The sequence below is a fragment of the Gracilimonas sp. genome (genome assembly GCF_017641085.1).
Lineage (GTDB): Bacteria > Bacteroidota > Rhodothermia > Balneolales > Balneolaceae > Gracilimonas.
Window position 1 is genome coordinate 660,960 of record NZ_JAEPPI010000001.1, and the last position, 14,899, is coordinate 675,858.

Sequence of the window (14,899 nt, forward strand, 5' to 3'; positions counted from 1 at the left end):
ACGGTAATAATCCAATGAGCAATAAAGACCAACTTATCAAAGACCTCGAATCCATTATCCGTTTGCTGGCAGATGTGTGGCCGGCCGACAGAGAAAATGTGGCCGTAGCCGGTGCTAAGTTCGAAGAGGTTACCAATAACGTCGAGAACAATTTCGGGCAATTTCAGAAACTGATTGATTTGTCGTGGAAGGGCATTAAGCACCTTTACGAAAAAGATGACTACTTCATCATGGTTAAAACAGCCACGATGCAAGCCATCAATACAATAAGGGAGTATGTGATTGAAGAAGGGGATATCAAAGTAGAAGACTTTGAAAAGGCCTATGACGAGTTGGAGAAATCACTGAAGGGAGGCTCGGAATCGGCCGACACCGTTATTGAATTGGATGAAGAAAAAGTAGAGGAAATCAAAAAGAACGGGGAGTCGAAGCAAAGTGCTAAAGAGGAAAAACCGGCAAAAGAATATACGCTGAATGACCTGGCTGGCTTCCTGATCACTCTCGAGGAGGAGTCGGTTACCGGCGAAGACCTTCAGAAACTGGATGAGTTGGTTTCCTACATAGTTAAGCATGCGGATGAAGCTATTGCCACTCCGCTAAAAGAAGCTATGGCTGAAGTTGAAGCCAGCGGTGGAGCAAAAGGCTGGCTGAAAATTGTATCGGATAAAACCGAGCAGGCTATTGAAGTGGAGGCTCAAAAAGAATGGGATAATCCCGGAAATACGGATGACCCTGTCGGTACTGAGAGCCCGATGGAGGATGAGCAAACTACAGTGGAGGAGCCAGTTGAAGAACCGGCAAACGAAGAAGAGTCAGAAAGCAAAGAGGTTGTGTCCTCAGAAGTATTTCACATCCCGGATGATATAGAAATGGCTCTGGTCGGAGAGTTCATTACCGAGTGCTCCGAACTGATTGAAATGGCAGAAAGTGCGCTTCTTGACCTGGAAGAATCTCCGGATGATGAAGAATTGATCAATACCGTATTCCGTGCTTTTCATACAATCAAAGGAACATCTGCTTTTATGGGGCTCGACCCGATCTCGGAGTTCACCCACTTTGTAGAAACCTTGTTAAGTATGGTGCGCGAAGGTGATTTACCCTTCGACCGGGCATGTGCCGATATCAACTTTGAGTCGATCGATATTCTGAATAAAATGCTAAAGGTTGTGGAAGTTGCTGAAGGGGGCGATCCGCTTCATAAACCGGCACAGTACGACAGCATGATTTCTATTCTGCATTCCATTTCGGAAGAAGGAAAAGAGCCGGCCAAGGCCCTCGAAGAAATCCGGGGGAAACAAGCGGCAGCTCCGGTTACTAATCCTGCTGTAGAGGCCATAACCGATTCAGGGGATGCTGATACCGACAACGCTGTGGTTGATAAAATAACGGCTAAATCCGAGTCAGAATCATCGGTGAGGGTAAGTGTAAGCCGCCTCGATCGTCTGATAGATATGGTTGGAGAGCTGGTTATTGCGCATTCTGTTGTAGCACAGGATAAAGCTATCCCCAAAGATTCAGAACTTCAGAAAAAAGTAAATCACGCAACCAAAATACTTCGTGAGCTACAGGACACGAGTTTAACCCTGCGTATGGTTCCGCTTAAAGCGACCTTCCACAAAATGAACCGTCTGGTTCGGGATCTTTCCAGAAAAGCGGGCAAGCAGGTGAAATTCACCACCTTCGGAGAAGACACTGAGATTGACCGAAACATGGTGGATGTAATTAATGAGCCTCTGATTCACATGCTGCGAAACTCTTTGGATCACGGCATTGAAGAGCCGGAAGAGCGACTTAAAAGCGGAAAAGGAGCTAACGCCGAACTTTCACTTTCTGCATCGCAAGAGGGTGGTAAAGTGGTCATTGAAATTAAGGATGACGGCCGTGGCATTAACAAAGATGTAATCCTCAACAAGGCCATTGAAAAAGGCCTGGTTGATCCGGAGAAAAAACTCACCGAAAAAGAAATTTACAATCTCATATTCCTGCCCGGTTTTTCATCGGCGGAGAAAGTTACGGACTTATCCGGTCGAGGAGTGGGAATGGATGTGGTTCGTCGTTCTATCGAGCAGCTGCAAGGTAAGGTGGATGTGAGTTCAGAGCTGGGTAAGGGAACAACCATCACCATTGAGCTGCCCTTCACTTTGGCTATTACCGATGGGATGCTGGTTCGTGTAGGTACACAGCGATTTATCGTTCCGACAATAAACATAGACATGACCTTCCGCGCTAAAGAATCGGACATGTTTACCATGATGGGCAACTCCGAGCAGGTAAATTTCAGAGGACAGTCCGTTCCTGTGATAAGGCTGCATGAGCAGTTTGAGATTAACGGCGCCAAAGAAAGTTTACTGGAAGGCACTCTGCTGATCATAAAGAACAACAATCGCCGGTATGCCCTTTTGGTTGACGAGGTGATTGGCCAACAACAACTGGTGGGTAAGTCAATTCACATGCTTACCAAAATGTCGCACATATCGGGCGGTGCCATTCTTGGGGACGGACGTGTTGGTCTGATTCTGGATACAGCCGCCCTGATGGATTCTGCTGCGTGAACAAGGATGAAACTATGAACACATTCACACAGAGCGCATTTTCTTCGTCAGTTTCATCCGTCAAATTAAAGGCAGGAGATTTTAAACGGGTCAAGGATTTACTTTATGAATACTGCGGAATATTTCTGCAGGATGGTAAAGAGGCGCTCGTCCAAAGCCGGCTGATGAAACGGATGCGAAAGCTGGGGATCGGAAGTTTCTCCGAGTACCTGGATTTCATCGAAAGGCCCGAATCGGGAGGGGAGTTCTTGTCTTTTGTGGATGTTTTGACGACCAATAAAACCCATTTCTTTAGAGAAGCCCAGCATTTTGAGTTCATCAAGAAGAACATCATTCCGACTATGGATGGCCAAAATGCAAAATGGTGGTCGGCCGGTTGTTCTACCGGAGAAGAACCAGTAACTACGGCCATAACACTGCATGAAGCACGGAGGGCAACGTCGTGGTCGTCCGTAAAAATACTGGCTACAGATATATCAAGAGAGGTGCTTAAGGTAGCAAAGAATGGAGTATATCCTTCAACGAGGATGAAGGATGTACCGGATTCCATTTGTCGAAAATACTTTGATGACATCGGCAATAATGAATTTAGGGTAAAAGAAAATATACAGAGCATGATTACCCACGGACGGCTGAATCTTATGGATGACTGGCCGCTGAAGGGAAATTTCCATGTAATTATGTGCCGTAATGTGATGATCTATTTTAACAGACAAACCCAGCAGGAAGTGGTACAAAAGTTTTATGACCAGCTTCAGCCGGGAGGGTTTCTGTTTTTAGGGCATTCCGAAAGTGTTTCATCAAATAATAAAGGATTCAAAAACTTGGCTCCTGCTGTGTATCAGAAAATATAACAGAGTGTTAAATGAGAAAAGTAGTAGGTGTTAGCGATTTAAAGGTTTCAGCCAACGTAAATGAGGAGATTATTACGCATGCGTTAGGTAGCTGTCTGGGTATTACAGCCTATGATCCGGTGGCAAAAGTAGGAGGGATGGTCCATGTAATGCTGCCCCTTGCCAAAGCAGATCGTGAAAAAGCCAAAGCCCGTCCGGCTATGTATGTGGATACCGGTTTCGGCCTGCTGTTGAATGAGGTGTACGAACTGGGTGCACAAAAAAAGAATCTTGAAATTATTGTGGCCGGCGGTGCAAGTATGAAACAGAATCAGGATGATGATTACTTCAAGATTGGCAAACGAAATTTTACCGTACTGCGAAAGTTGCTTTGGAAGAATGGATTTATGATTACATCGCAGGATGTGGGAGGCAGTACTTCGCGCACCATGGTTTTGTCGCTGGCAGACGGGCAGGTAACCATTAACAAGCAGCCTCTGAATAATGTAAATCGGTCAACCGGTATTTCGGTAGGTGCAGCCTTTAACCATCAAGTAGCAATATAAGAGAGGTTATTATGGGACTTAATGTATTAATAGTGGACGATTGTCAGGTAATGCGGATGGTAATTCGCCGTACCGTAGAGCTTTGTGATTTCGATATCAATGAGATAGTTGAGGCTGAGAATGGTAGGCAGGCACTGGACTTGGTTCGTGAGTATGAATTTGGGTTAATCATTGCCGACCTGAATATGCCGGTTATGACCGGAGCTGAGATGCTGGCTCATATTAAACTGGACCCTGCCACCTGCCGCATTCCTATTCTCACAGTTTCTGCGGAAAGTAATGGCGAAAAAATCGAGATCGTAGAAGAGTTAGGCACCAATTTCTTGCATAAACCTTTTACGCCGGAAATACTTCGCAACAAAATATTAAAGTTGCTAGGAAAAGAATCGATAACAACCGAAGAGACTGATTATTTGGTAAATGGGGGAATATAAACCGTAACTGTTATGGGAGTTCATATGAAAAATATATCGATTAATAACGTACTGGTAATTGAAGACGAACCTGCAATTCGCATACTTCAGAGAGTTTTGTTGCGAAGAAGCAGATTCAACGTGGGTGATATCTTTGAAGCGGCCAACGGCATCGAGGCAATCGACATTATGAGCAGGAATAGTATAGATCTGATTTTGACTGATATAGACATGCCGGTTATGAACGGAATCGAATTTCTGAGCATCATTCACAACCATCACAAGTTCAAAGATATACCTGTGGTTGCCGCTACTTCAGAATCGGGAGAACAGTTACTAAACATGCTGGCTTTCTGGGGGCACGGATACATCAGAAAACCCCTTCGGCAGTCTATGCTTGAACAAGAAATATCAAAATTTTATGGGATCAACAATGAGTACTACTTACACGGATAAAATCCACGATATCGCCGTAAATACATTCGAGATTACCTGCTACATGTTTCCGTTGGAAGAGTGGGAAATGGAAGATGCCGACATGCTCGAAAAGCCGGATGGTTCATCCCGATCGGTAGTGCATTTTGACGGCGCTGCCAACGGAGGAATGGTGATCGATGCTTCAGAAGACCTGCTGGAAGCTATTGCTGCCAATATGCTGGGGGTTGATGAAGCTTCACAAGAAGAAAAAGAAGGGGCCCTCTGCGAAATTGCGAATATCATATGCGGAAATACAGTACCGCTTTTTGCCAGGAATGAGAACATCTGCTATATCCGTCCTCCCCGAATTGCAAAACCGGAAGAAGACCTGGATTCAATTTTTCTAAATATGCATCACGAGAAACTGCAGGTTTACCTCGACGAGGGCGTTGCAGATATCTCCATCTATTATGATGCAGAGGAGCAGTAATGATCAAAGTTCTTATCGTTGATGACTCGGCTGTAGTCAGGAAACTGCTCACCGAAGAATTAAATAAGCAAAAGGATATTGAAGTAGTTGGTACGGCTATGGATCCTTATGTAGCCCGGGAAAAAATTATCCAGCTGAAGCCGGATGTACTGACTCTTGACCTGGAAATGCCCCGTATGGACGGCCTTTCTTTTTTGGGAAAACTGATGAAGCATTTCCCCATGCCGGTGGTGGTGGTAAGTTCGCTGACCCCAAAAAACAGTGCCAATGCATTAAATGCTCTCCATCTTGGAGCAGTAGATGTGATTTGTAAACCGGGTTCAGCCTATTCAACCCAGAATATTTCTCAGGATATTGTAAAATCAATTCGGGTGGCATCCGTCGCTCGTTTCGATAAGCACATGGAAACCGTTCGGTTTATGCAGTCGGCCCAGAAGACAACGGATCAACCGGGATTATCCGGTCTTCAGCATACTACCAATAAATTAATTGCAATAGGAGCCTCTACAGGAGGGACCCGGGCTCTTGAAGCTGTTTTAACTGAACTGCCTGCCAACATTCCGGGTATTGTGATCACCCAGCATATGCCACCGGTATTCACCAAGAGTTTTTCTGAACGTTTGAACAGTATTTGCAGGATTAATGTAAAAGAGGCGGAAGACGGAGATTTGATTAAGTCGGGGCAGGCTCTGATTGCCCCGGGCAGTTTTCACATGCTGGTAGAAAAAACAAGTGCTAAATATTATGTGCGAATAAAATCGGGGCCTCCGGTTCATCATCAGCGACCAAGCGTGGATGTAATGTTCAATTCAGTAGCTAAATCAGCGGGACTGAATGCGATGGGGGTAATTTTGACCGGAATGGGAGCAGACGGTGCAAGCGGACTTTTAAATATGAAAAATGCGGGTGCCCATACCATTGCCCAGGATGAAGCAACATCAGTCGTATATGGGATGCCTAAAGAAGCTGTAAAACTGGGAGCTGCAGAAGAGGTTTTACCGCTGCAGTCTATACCCCGGGCCATTGTTAAACATATGGCCCGTAAAATGGCCGAACCGGTTTCATAACAAGGAATGGAGGGCTGGCATGATTAAGGTTCTGGTTGTTGACGATTCTTTATTTGATAGAAAACTTATTTCGTTTTTACTGAATAAGCAGGAAGATATAGAAGTGGTTGGCGTGGCCGAAGATCCTTATGAAGCCCGCCAGCAATTGGCAGAGCTTAAGCCGGATGTTATCACCCTGGATATGCTGATGCCCCGTATGGATGGACTTACTTTCCTGAAGAAATTAATGAAGCATCTGCCTTTGCCCGTGGTTGTAGTAAGCTCAGTTACTCCGGCAAACAGCAAAAGAGCCTTGCGCGCCTTAGCCGCTGGTGCCATCGAAGTGATTTCCAAGCCGAAAGCGGATTATGGCGCCAAAGATATGGAGAATGATTTAGTAAGCGCGGTGCGGACGGCCGCAGTAGCCAACGTATCGATTCAAGATTCTCCCGGCATTCTACATGGAACAATAGATAAGACTTCCACAGATCAATCTGGTGCAGAAAAACCAACTGTAGGCTCAAAAGAAAAACTGATTGCTATAGGGTCCTCAACCGGAGGTCCGAAAGCCCTGGAATATCTGCTTCCGCAATTTCCTGAGAATACTCCCGGTGTGGTTATTGTACAGCATATGCCTGAGGTTTTTACCAAACAGTTTGCAAGCCGATTGAATACCCTGTGCAGGATGGAAATTGCGGAAGCTAAAGACGGTGATATAGTACACCGGGGCAAAGTGTTAATTGCCCCCGGCAACAGACATATGATTCTCGAGGAATCTGAAACGGGTTATCAGGTTAGAATTATAGATGCACCGAAAGTTAATCATCATCGCCCAAGCGTGGATGTGCTATTTGATTCAGTAGCTAAAGTGGCTGAAGGTAATACTACGGGCGTAATTCTAACGGGTATGGGAAATGATGGAGCTAAAGGACTTCTTCAGATAAAGAATAAAGGCTGCTACACCATAGCACAGGATGAAAAAAGTTCAGTCGTGCACGGCATGCCAAAAGAAGCGGCTAAAATTGGAGCGGCTGTTGATATCCTTCCACTAAAAGAAATAGCAGGTGCGATTCTGCATCATGTAAAACCAAAGAAATTGGAACTTATAGCGTAACTAAACGGAGATAGAAATGGCAATTAACATACTTGTGGTTGACGATAGTGCTGTAATGCGAAGTATGATCATTAAAACAATTAAGAACACCGGTATTGAGGTGGGGGAAGTTCACCAGGCAAGCAACGGTGCGGAAGGGCTGGAAGTGGTTGACAACAACTGGCTCGACCTGCTTTTCATTGATGTGAACATGCCGGTTATGGATGGAATGGAAATGCTGGCCCAGGTGCGAAAAAATCCGGTCACTATGGATATGCCGGTACTTATCGTTTCTACGGAAAGCAATAACGAGCGCATCAAAATAATTGATGAGCAATATGCCGGTTTTGTTCACAAACCTTTTACCCCGGAAGTGCTGAAAGAAAAAATTCTGGATGTATTAGGTGTGATGCATTAATGGGCTGACGCTTTCAGTTGCTGTTTTTGATATCTGGTTATGTTATTAGCAAAGGGCTGGCCCCCTTCGCTTGTTTACTGGAAGAGATGGTTGCCGGTGGGTAGATGGCGGTCTAGGTAAATATGGTTTACGGTATGCAAGCGAGTCGTTTACTGCATCGCGGCGAGCATACTTTAATGATATTTTTTGTACACCGGAAAATTTTCTCCAAAAAATGCTTACCAATTCCACTCTTTTTTGTGGCTATAGGATCTAATCTGCCAATCTAAAATTCATTCAGGTACTCGAGAGTGCTGCACTATTTTTAGAGTTACAGGTTACCAGAGTAGGTGAAAATACCTAAGAGCCCTTCATACAAATTTAGGTTAAAAGGCTGATTCATTATTCAAGAGTAGCATCTACCTTTTAATATTAAAATTTTCTAATGAAATGATTGGGGTCTTTTTCTTCACAAGTAAGGAGAAAAGCCGATAAGCAAATCCAATCCTCCATATACCTATGAAGAAAACATGAAAACGGAAGACCAATTTTTAAGAAAACTGAATACTGACTTTTTAAAGTCAGCTTTTAAATCTATTCCCTTTGCGGCAGTTGTTACAAATGCAGATCGTGAGATTATTGCTGTGAATCCGGCTTTTGTGGATATCTTTGGTTTTTCGAGAGAGGAGGTGTTCGGAGAGAAGACAGCCATGCTGTATGCCGATAAAGAGGATTTCAAGCAAACCGGGAAAACCAAATACAATAAGGCTTCTGATGTTCAAGAGGCTTCATATGAACTGGCATATCGTACTAAAGATGGGGAAGATTTCCCGGCAGAAACGGTAGGAAGTGTTGTAAAGAATGATAAAGGTGATACGATTGGCTATTTAGGACTTATTAAAGACCTGAGAGCAGAAGCACAAAGAGGCAAACCTGCAACAACTCACCGATCAGCTTCATTTGTTAGTAAAGGTGATGAGTCAGGATACCTACGATTATGATCAGCAGATTAACCAATCCCTTAAACTTACCTCGGAACTTTTAGGGCTGGAGCTTGGAATTATAAGTTCTGTTAAAGATCAAACCTATACCGTTAAGTATTTTTACCCTGAAGACACAGGCCTTGAAAAAGGCATGGAGTTTGAATTGGGTAATACCTACTGCGATATCATGCTGAAAGCCGATGAAGTACTCGCGATCAACCATATGGGGGAATCAGAATACTGCCACCATGTTTGTTATGAGCAGTTTAAGCTGGAAAGTTATATAGGTGTTCCCGTTTACGTGGATGGGGACTTGTTCGGAACATTGAATTTTTCCAGTGAAGAAAGGAGAAGAGAGTTTACCCAAGGTGATAAAGACACCATAACTTTGCTTTCGGAATGGATCGGCTCTATCCTGGAAAAGAAAGAAATTGAAGATGAGTTAAGTGAAAGCCGGAAGTTGTATGAGCTTCTGGCCAACCATTCTTCGGATATGGTTTGCTTGCACGAACCGGATGGCACCTATATTTATGCTTCTCCGGTTGTAGAAGAGCTGTTAGGATTTACTCAGGAAGAAATAATAGGAATGAATCCGTATTCACGGTTTCATCCGGATGACATAGAAAGGATCCAGAAAGAGTCTCACGAAAAAGCCAAAACCGGGGAACAGGTTAAGAGTTTTACTTACCGGACCATGAAAAAAAACGGGGAGTATATATGGCTTGAAACGAATACCGAACCCGTTTTAAATGAAAGAGGAGAGGTAGTAAAGCTCCGTACGGGTACCCGGGAGGTTACGGAAAGAAAACGCTTGGAGATATTGCTGAAGGAAACCAACAAGTTAGCGGCTGTTGGCGGATGGGAATTATATCTGGATACCGGTAAATCTTATTGGACTGAAGAAGTTTATAATATCCATGAATTACCCTTGGGTACAGACACGAATCTGGTAGATGGCCTGAGTTATTTTCCGGGAGAGGCTCGCAATATTATTGAGAATGCTGTTAACCATACAGCAGAAACAGGGGAAGGTTATGATCTGGAACTGCCTTTTGTGACTGCCAAAGGAAATGAAAAGTGGGTAAGGGCCATCGGTTTAGCTGATAAAAAATCGGATGGAACTATCAATAAGCTATATGGGGTATTTCAGGACATTTCGGATCGTAAAAAGATGGAACTGGAGTTGCTGAAGGCAAAAGAGGATGCGGAAGCAGCCAATAGGGCTAAAAGTGAGTTCATAGCCAATATAAGTCATGAAATCCGAACCCCAATGAACTCCATTCTGGGCTTTACCGAACTGCTGCAAAAAAGAGCTACTACCGAAGTGAGTAAAAAGTACCTCGAAAACATCTCAAGCAGTGGTAAAATGCTTTTGCAGCTGATCAACGATATCCTTGACTTGTCAAAAATTGAAGCAGGTAAGCAGGAGGTCAACCTTAACCCAGTGAATGTAAAAGCATTTATCCGGGAGATCAGAGACATCTTTTCGGTAAAAAGCGAACAAAAGAAAATTGATCTTGATGTGATCATAGAAGAAGGAATTCCAGATTCTCTGCTTCTGGATGATGTTCAGCTTCGGCAGATTTTGTTCAACCTGGTTGGTAATGCTATAAAGTTTACCAATCATGGATACGTGACGATTGAGCTTGGTGCCAACCTCGAACAGAGGGATCTTAGTAAAGTGGACCTGATTATCAAGGTGAGTGATACCGGTATTGGAATCCCACAGGATAGAATTGATGGAATTTTCAATGCTTTTGAGCAACAAGACCGGCAGATCTCTGATCAATTTGGTGGAACAGGGTTAGGTCTTTCAATCAGTAAGAAACTGATTGAAACGTTGGGCGGAACTATTTCGGTGGAAAGTGAAGTGGGTAAGGGAAGTTGCTTCACAATTACAATTCCGAAAGTGGTTACCTCGTCAGTGCTTGTGGAAGAAAAAGCTGTTGATATACTGATGGAAGATATTCTTTTTGAGGAAGCCATGGTTCTGGTGGTAGACGACATTGTAACAAACCGCGAGCTGGTTGCTGAATTTTTGCAAGATCATCCGATGACTATTCTACAAGCCGGGGGCGGTAATGAGGCTATTCAAAAAGTTAAAGAAAACGACATTGATCTAATCCTGATGGATATCAAAATGCCCGGAATTGACGGTGTGGAAACCATGAAAATTATCAAGCGGCACAATCCGAAGGTTAAAGTACTGGCGCTTACGGCTTCAGGGTTTCTCGGGTATGGGGAGGAAGTGAAAGAATTAGGTTTTGACGGTTATCTGCGAAAACCAATTAGTTATAAAAGCCTGGTACGTAATTTGAGTGAATTCCTGCCTCATTCATCAACCGATGATCAACTTACATTCGAAAACACCGGGGCAACAGATTCTTCTGAGGAAGCGGGAATATCTGTCTGGAATCCGGAGCAGGTAAAAGCATTTTCAACTACATGGCAAGCCAGACTTAATAACCTGTTAGAAGAAATTGACAGAGAAGCTTTAATGATGGACAGCTGTGAAGTTTTTGCTGAGGAGCTTAAAAAAGCCGGTTCGGAATTAAATATTACAGAATTAGAGATTTTAGCCGATAACATCATCGAATATGCCTTCAGCTTTGATATCGAAGGCATTAAGGAATCAATAATAAAATATGATCAGGTGATACAAACGAATGTGCCGATCATAACCAACGATAAGGAATCAATAGAAGTTTATGAAAGATCAAAGCAGTAATTCATCCAAAGGATTTGTACTTATTGTAGATGATATATCAAAGAACCTTCAACTGCTGGGCACCACGCTGAGGGAAGCAGGATATAAAGTTGCAGCGGTATCAAAATCGGAGCAGGTGTTGGATAGTGCTTTAAAATACCGCCCAGATCTGATTTTGCTGGATGTTATGATGCCCGGTAAATCAGGGTTTGAAGTGTGTGAAGAACTAAAAGCTCATTCAGATCTGAAGCACATACCCGTGATTTTCCTGACGGCTAAAGTAGAGCAGGAAAGCATAGTAAACGGACTGAATTTGGGAGGTTCCGACTATGTGACCAAGCCTTTTAATACCCAGGAATTGCTGGCAAGGGTAGATACGCACATTTCCCTGAAGCTTTCAAAAGACAAGCTGAAGGAACAGAACGAAAAGTTGAATGAATTAGGTCTTATGAAAGACCGGATTTATTCGGTGATAGGGCACGACCTTAGAGGGCCGGTAAACGGAATAAGTGGAGTAATTAACTTACTGCTTAGCGACCTGGAAAATATGGATGAGGAGAAGCTTAAGAAATTTCTGACCCTGATTAATCAGTCCTCGTCTAATTTATGGAATTTGCTTACCGACTTACTGAGCTGGGCCCGTGTGCAAAGCAAAGAAATGAAGGTAAATCGCACCGATTTTTATTTGCTTTCAGCTATTGAAGAAGACATCAAGATGATGGCTTTTAATGCAGAAAAGAAAGGGATCAACATAAATATTTACCCGGAAGTGGATGTAGAAGTACATGCGGACAAAACATTTGTTCGCACCATCTTCAGGAACTTTTTATCTAATGCACTCAAATTCAGCGATAAGAAAGGACACAGTATTGATGTGCATATAGAGGTTAAGGGCGACCTCAATATTTCGGTTAAAGATTATGGAATCGGAATGTCTGAAGAAACAAAAGAGCGGCTTTTTAAATTGACTCATCCTAAGAGCGATGCCAAAATGAATGCAAATGGTGCAGGATTTGGGCTGTTACTTTGCAACGAGTTAGCCAAGTTACACGGTGGTGAAATTAAAGTGAAGAGTGAGGAAGGAAATGGCTCCACGTTTACTTTGGCGATCCCACAATCGGAGCAAGGGGTTATAGCCGCATAACCAACCATACTTTGGCGAACTTGAGTTCTGATTAATAGAAAAGTGATTCCCGTACGGCCGATAATCCATTTGCCGCAGTTGAATCGAATTAAAAGCCTATCTCGAAAGTTAGATCCCAAACGCAGTTTTGACATTTATTTGAGCAGTAGGAAGAAATTTCTACTGCTTTTTTTATATACAGATTGCACTGCAAGGGGTACTAGGAAGGATAACTAAGTTTTATTAAAAAATTTTAAGAAAAAACTTAAGAAAGCATTAGAGCTGCCGATAATGAGTTTAGAAATGCTAATACCTGAAAACTTTTTCTATATCTATATCTAAAATTGAGGAAAACCCATGCTTAAGAAATCAATACAACTATTTTCTTTTGTAATTGCCCTTGCGGTAGTAACGAGTGCAAATGCCGAATCCATATCTGATTATGTTGAAAACACGGCTTTTGAAATAGCTGCTGATGACTCAGCTAAAATTTATGATGTAGTGGATCAGATGCCGGAGATTGAAGGAGGTATCAAAGAAGTGTACAACAATATTAAATACCCCAGAGCTGCAATATCCGGACGGATTGAAGGGCGTGTTTTCGTAAAATTTGTGGTAGATGAAAACGGAAACGTAAAAAACCCGACAGTCATCAAAGATATTGGTGCAGGCTGTGGAGAAGCCGCAGTAGAAGGTATTAAGAAAGTAAAGTTCACTCCCGGTAAATTGAATGGACAACCGGTTAAGGTGTACTATACGCTTCCGGTGAGCTTCAAGATAAATAGCTAAAGAACTTAAGACTAAGACATAACATCCCCAATAATTGGCTAAAAGCATTACTCTGACCAGGGTAATGCTTTTTTTATTTTATTTAAGGTTCCGCTTCAGGCCTTGGTGAACCATTTGTGTTCCTTTCTATAAAGTCATCCTGAGCGTAAGAAGGTATGAATGGGGCGGGGTGTTTACCGCGAAGGATCTGGGTTATGAAATGCTTGGTAAACATTTAATGGCTTAGATTCATCGCTCCGCTCTGAATGACTATTGTGAAATTGAAGGAATCAGAACCACCAAGCGTCCTAAAAGATCTTGGAGCGTTCGCCGTGGAATAAAGCAACGGTACCGTGCAACGCTTGCAGTCCTTCGGACGCAGCAAGGTAGCTCCAGGCTACAGAGTCATCCTGAGCGCAGGAAAGTTTGAATGGGTCCGGTGTAAACCGCGAAGGATCTGGGTTATGACATGCTTGGTAAACATTTAATGGCTTAGATTCATCCAACCTGCTCCGGTTGGCAGGCGCTACGATTGGATAACTATCATGGTAATCCTTGAATCCGTCTAATAAAGGTTCAAAATTATGAACCCTGATTTACTTGATTTACGGATTACCGTGATTCAAGTCAGCGAGTCATCCTGAGCGCAAGAAGGTTTGAATAGGGCTGGTTGTTCACCGCGAAGGATCTGGGTTATGACATGCTTGGTAAACATCTAATGGCAAGGTTCATCCAACCTGCTCCGGTTGGCAGGCGCTAAGCTCTGAATGACGGTGGGGAGAGTAAAGGTCAACAGGGGTAAACCTTCTCAAAAATACTTAGTCCCGCACATTAAAATCATTTAAGAAAATCTCACCCTGTCCGATAAACTCATTAACAAACCAATAATTAAGCTTTTTGGTGAGGGGAACTCAGCTAATGAATCCTGCAAAGCCGGAAAGAAGCAAAACACTAACAACATGGAAGAAACACTGGTTAAAGAAAAAGAGGCCGAAGAACTGGGCCATTTAATAGCTGGCGGAAAATTTCTCAGCTTCTTTTTAGGTAAAGAGGAGTACGCTATTGAAATTTTAAAAGTGCAGGAAATTATTGGCCTCATGCCGATTACTCCTGTACCCAAAATGCCGAAGTACATTCGCGGGGTGTTAAACCTTAGAGGTAAAATTGTACCGGTAATGAATCTGCGGCTTCGCTTTGAACTGCCGGCGGTGGAAGACACCGACGAGACCTGCGTGATTGTTGTGCAGGAGGATGATTACCTGATGGGCGTGCTGGTAGATAAAGTATCTGAAGTAGCCGACATCAAGGACAATCAGATTGAGGAAGTGCCTTCATTTGGTGTGAAGGGAAACAGCGAATACCTGGCCGGTATTGGTAAAGTTAAAGAGTCTGTAAAGATGATCGTTGATATCCATAAAGTACTATTTGATGTACCTGAAGAAGTTTTGGACACAAACGAGACCGCAGCTTAATTCAATAAATTCAATAAGTAAAAATAAGGTAACAGAACA

At 43.2% G+C, this 14,899-nt stretch carries 14 protein-coding genes; all 14 read left to right on the forward strand.

The window, feature by feature from the left end:
* Positions 1 to 14: 14 nt before the first annotated feature.
* The 14 genes from JJ941_RS02710 (at position 15) to JJ941_RS02775 (ending at position 14,860) form a co-directional block, all read left to right on the forward strand.
* Entirely contained in the window at positions 15 to 2,552 is a 2,538-nt protein-coding gene (locus JJ941_RS02710) for a chemotaxis protein CheW (RefSeq protein ID WP_290962081.1), read from the forward strand.
* A gap of 14 nt (positions 2,553 to 2,566) precedes the next feature.
* The gene (locus JJ941_RS02715) at positions 2,567 to 3,406 is read left to right on the forward strand and encodes a protein-glutamate O-methyltransferase CheR (RefSeq protein ID WP_290962083.1); all 840 of its coding nucleotides are present in this window, start codon (positions 2,567 to 2,569) and stop codon (positions 3,404 to 3,406) included.
* An 11-nt stretch (positions 3,407 to 3,417) separates the two neighbouring features.
* Positions 3,418 to 3,951, forward strand: coding sequence for a chemotaxis protein CheD (locus tag JJ941_RS02720; protein ID WP_290962084.1), 534 nt, complete (start codon positions 3,418 to 3,420; stop codon positions 3,949 to 3,951).
* 11 nt (positions 3,952 to 3,962) lie between these two features.
* Positions 3,963 to 4,385 (forward strand): response regulator, encoded by a 423-nt coding sequence (locus JJ941_RS02725; protein WP_290962085.1) that lies wholly within the window; start codon positions 3,963 to 3,965, stop codon positions 4,383 to 4,385.
* Positions 4,386 to 4,409: 24 nt separating this feature from the next.
* A complete protein-coding gene (locus JJ941_RS02730; protein WP_290962087.1) occupies positions 4,410 to 4,820 on the forward strand; it encodes a response regulator in 411 nt (136 codons plus the stop codon).
* Positions 4,798 to 5,271, forward strand: a complete 474-nt coding sequence (locus JJ941_RS02735; RefSeq protein WP_290962089.1) for a chemotaxis protein CheX — start codon at positions 4,798 to 4,800, stop codon at positions 5,269 to 5,271. Before JJ941_RS02730 ends, JJ941_RS02735 begins: the two co-directional genes overlap by 23 nt.
* The gene (locus JJ941_RS02740) at positions 5,271 to 6,338 is read left to right on the forward strand and encodes a chemotaxis response regulator protein-glutamate methylesterase (RefSeq protein ID WP_290962091.1); all 1,068 of its coding nucleotides are present in this window, start codon (positions 5,271 to 5,273) and stop codon (positions 6,336 to 6,338) included. Before JJ941_RS02735 ends, JJ941_RS02740 begins: the two co-directional genes overlap by 1 nt.
* Positions 6,339 to 6,357: 19 nt before the next feature.
* Positions 6,358 to 7,431, forward strand: a complete 1,074-nt coding sequence (locus tag JJ941_RS02745) for a chemotaxis response regulator protein-glutamate methylesterase (protein WP_290962093.1) — start codon at positions 6,358 to 6,360, stop codon at positions 7,429 to 7,431.
* Between the two features lie 16 nt (positions 7,432 to 7,447).
* Complete coding sequence (locus tag JJ941_RS02750; protein ID WP_290962096.1) at positions 7,448 to 7,828, forward strand: response regulator; 381 nt, start codon at positions 7,448 to 7,450, stop codon at positions 7,826 to 7,828.
* 509 nt (positions 7,829 to 8,337) lie between these two features.
* Positions 8,338 to 8,808: a PAS domain-containing protein gene (locus tag JJ941_RS02755; RefSeq protein WP_290962098.1), complete on the forward strand. Its 471-nt coding sequence runs from the start codon at positions 8,338 to 8,340 to the stop codon at positions 8,806 to 8,808.
* Entirely contained in the window at positions 8,783 to 11,518 is a 2,736-nt protein-coding gene (locus tag JJ941_RS02760) for an ATP-binding protein (RefSeq protein ID WP_290962099.1), read from the forward strand. Before JJ941_RS02755 ends, JJ941_RS02760 begins: the two co-directional genes overlap by 26 nt.
* Positions 11,499 to 12,641, forward strand: a complete 1,143-nt coding sequence (locus JJ941_RS02765; RefSeq protein ID WP_290962101.1) for a hybrid sensor histidine kinase/response regulator — start codon at positions 11,499 to 11,501, stop codon at positions 12,639 to 12,641. Before JJ941_RS02760 ends, JJ941_RS02765 begins: the two co-directional genes overlap by 20 nt.
* 336 nt (positions 12,642 to 12,977) lie before the next feature.
* Positions 12,978 to 13,409: an energy transducer TonB gene (locus tag JJ941_RS02770; protein WP_290962103.1), complete on the forward strand. Its 432-nt coding sequence runs from the start codon at positions 12,978 to 12,980 to the stop codon at positions 13,407 to 13,409.
* A 938-nt stretch (positions 13,410 to 14,347) separates the two neighbouring features.
* On the forward strand, positions 14,348 to 14,860 hold the full coding sequence (locus JJ941_RS02775) for a chemotaxis protein CheW (protein ID WP_290962105.1): 513 nt from the start codon (positions 14,348 to 14,350) through the stop codon (positions 14,858 to 14,860).
* Positions 14,861 to 14,899: the final 39 nt, after the last annotated feature.

Bases quoted from the DNA above. Each gene is read 5' to 3' on its own strand.
- JJ941_RS02765 (WP_290962101.1), top strand. From the start codon at position 11,499: ATGAAAGATCAAAGCAGTAATTCATCCAAAGGATTTGTACTTATTGTA.
- JJ941_RS02775 (WP_290962105.1), top strand. From the start codon at position 14,348: ATGGAAGAAACACTGGTTAAAGAAAAAGAGGCCGAAGAACTGGGCCAT.
- JJ941_RS02745 (WP_290962093.1), top strand. From the start codon at position 6,358: ATGATTAAGGTTCTGGTTGTTGACGATTCTTTATTTGATAGAAAACTT.
- JJ941_RS02725 (WP_290962085.1), top strand. From the start codon at position 3,963: ATGGGACTTAATGTATTAATAGTGGACGATTGTCAGGTAATGCGGATG.
- JJ941_RS02710 (WP_290962081.1), top strand. From the start codon at position 15: ATGAGCAATAAAGACCAACTTATCAAAGACCTCGAATCCATTATCCGT.
- JJ941_RS02750 (WP_290962096.1), top strand. From the start codon at position 7,448: ATGGCAATTAACATACTTGTGGTTGACGATAGTGCTGTAATGCGAAGT.
- JJ941_RS02715 (WP_290962083.1), top strand. From the start codon at position 2,567: ATGAACACATTCACACAGAGCGCATTTTCTTCGTCAGTTTCATCCGTC.
- JJ941_RS02720 (WP_290962084.1), top strand. From the start codon at position 3,418: ATGAGAAAAGTAGTAGGTGTTAGCGATTTAAAGGTTTCAGCCAACGTA.
- JJ941_RS02735 (WP_290962089.1), top strand. From the start codon at position 4,798: ATGAGTACTACTTACACGGATAAAATCCACGATATCGCCGTAAATACA.
- JJ941_RS02730 (WP_290962087.1), top strand. From the start codon at position 4,410: ATGAAAAATATATCGATTAATAACGTACTGGTAATTGAAGACGAACCT.
- JJ941_RS02760 (WP_290962099.1), top strand. From the start codon at position 8,783: ATGAGTCAGGATACCTACGATTATGATCAGCAGATTAACCAATCCCTT.
- JJ941_RS02770 (WP_290962103.1), top strand. From the start codon at position 12,978: ATGCTTAAGAAATCAATACAACTATTTTCTTTTGTAATTGCCCTTGCG.
- JJ941_RS02740 (WP_290962091.1), top strand. From the start codon at position 5,271: ATGATCAAAGTTCTTATCGTTGATGACTCGGCTGTAGTCAGGAAACTG.
- JJ941_RS02755 (WP_290962098.1), top strand. From the start codon at position 8,338: ATGAAAACGGAAGACCAATTTTTAAGAAAACTGAATACTGACTTTTTA.